This window comes from Streptomyces sp. BR123 (assembly GCF_013401435.1).
GTDB lineage: Bacteria > Actinomycetota > Actinomycetes > Streptomycetales > Streptomycetaceae > Streptomyces.
This window is the reverse complement of sequence record NZ_JACBGN010000589.1, coordinates 1-1,445: the sequence shown is the minus strand read 5'-3', so window position 1 is coordinate 1,445 and position 1,445 is coordinate 1. Positions and strand designations below refer to the sequence as shown.

General features: G+C 74.2%; 2 protein-coding genes. Both read left to right on the top strand.

Annotation, left to right across the window (positions count from 1 at the left end):
• The first annotated feature begins 65 nt into the window (after nucleotides 1–65).
• The gene (locus HYE82_RS36490) at nucleotides 66–464 is read left to right on the top strand and encodes a hypothetical protein (protein ID WP_218783458.1); all 399 of its coding nucleotides are present in this window, start codon (nucleotides 66–68) and stop codon (nucleotides 462–464) included.
• 10 nt (nucleotides 465–474) lie between these two features.
• Nucleotides 475–1,395, top strand: coding sequence for a TatD family hydrolase (locus tag HYE82_RS36485; RefSeq protein ID WP_179178513.1), 921 nt, complete (start codon nucleotides 475–477; stop codon nucleotides 1,393–1,395).
• The last annotated feature ends 50 nt before the right edge of the window (nucleotides 1,396–1,445 follow it).

The following is a 1,445-nucleotide window of genomic DNA, read 5'->3' as shown; positions in this document are numbered from 1 at the left end:
CCCCGGCGTCCCCGCCCGTGGCGCCCGGCGTGCGGACCGTGCACGAGGCCTACTCCTTCGCGTGCATGAGGTGCGGATTCGCCTGGGAACAGGCCTACGGGATCGAGCACCACACCGACGGCAGAGGCCAGCCCTTCATCCTGTACAAGGTGGAGGGCGAGCGGGTCCCCTCCCCGCTGTCGAACCCGACCTGCCAGAACTGCGGCGGCCACGTGGTGCGGATCATGCGCGCGGGGCAGGTCTCGTCCGTGCTGGGCACGATCGACAAGCTCTGGCACCACCGCATCGCACCCGGGATCGCCGGCCCGGTGCCGGCCGGGGCGAACGAGCCGCGGGCCCACCGGCAGCACGGGAAGCCGTCGCACGAGAGCCCCGGCCCGGTGGCCGTGGACGCCGAGCTGGACGGCGGGCGGAAGCGCCGCGGACCGCTCGCCCGCCTGCTGCGGAAGCTGCGCCGGTCATAAGATCGGCCGTATGAGCCCTGCCAGCCCCTCCGCCTCCGCCAAGGGCAGCCCGAACGCCCGGGACGCCCGCGACACCCCGCCGCCGCTGCCGGAACCGCTCCGCGTGGCGGTGGCGGATTCGCACACCCACCTGGACATGCAGTCCGGCACCGTCGAGGAGGGCCTCGCCAAGGCCGCCTCCGTCGGGGTGACCACCGTCGTGCAGGTGGGCTGCGACGTGAAGGGGTCCCGCTGGGCCGCCGAGACCGCCGCCGCGTACGAGAACGTCCACGCGGCGGTGGCCCTGCACCCGAACGAGGCCCCCCGCATCGTCCTCGGCGACCCTGGGGGAGGCTGGTCCCGGCAGGGCGCCCGGGCGGGGGGCGGCGAGGCCGCGCTCGACGAGGCGCTGGCCGAGATCGAGGCGCTCGCGAAGCTCGACCACGTCAAGGCCGTCGGCGAGACCGGCCTGGACTACTTCCGCACCGGCCCGGACGGCATGGCGGCGCAGGAGCGCTCCTTCCGCGCCCACATCGAGATCGCCAAGCGGCAGGGCAAGGCGCTGGTCATCCACGACCGCGACGCCCACGCGGACGTGCTGCGCGTGCTGCGCGAGGAAGGCGCGCCCGAGCGGACGGTCTTCCACTGCTACTCCGGCGACGCCGACATGGCCCGCGAGTGCGCGGCCGCCGGCTACTACATGTCCTTCGCCGGGACCGTCACGTTCAAGAACGCCCAGCCGCTGCGGGACGCCCTCGCCGTGGCCCCGCTGGAGCTCGTCCTCGTCGAGACGGACGCCCCGTACCTCACCCCGGCGCCGTACCGCGGACGGCCCAACGCGCCGTACCTCATTCCGCTGACGGTACGGGCGATGGCCGCGGTCCGCGGGATCGACGAGGACGCGATGGCCACGGCCCTGGCGGCGAACTCGGCCCGCGCCTTCGACTACTGAGCTCCCCTCCGCCCTGTCTCTTATACCCATCTCCGAGCCCCCGAGACCGG

Bases quoted from the DNA above. Each gene is read 5' to 3' on its own strand.
- HYE82_RS36485 (WP_179178513.1), top strand. From the start codon at position 475: ATGAGCCCTGCCAGCCCCTCCGCCTCCGCCAAGGGCAGCCCGAACGCC.
- HYE82_RS36490 (WP_218783458.1), top strand. From the start codon at position 66: ATGAGGTGCGGATTCGCCTGGGAACAGGCCTACGGGATCGAGCACCAC.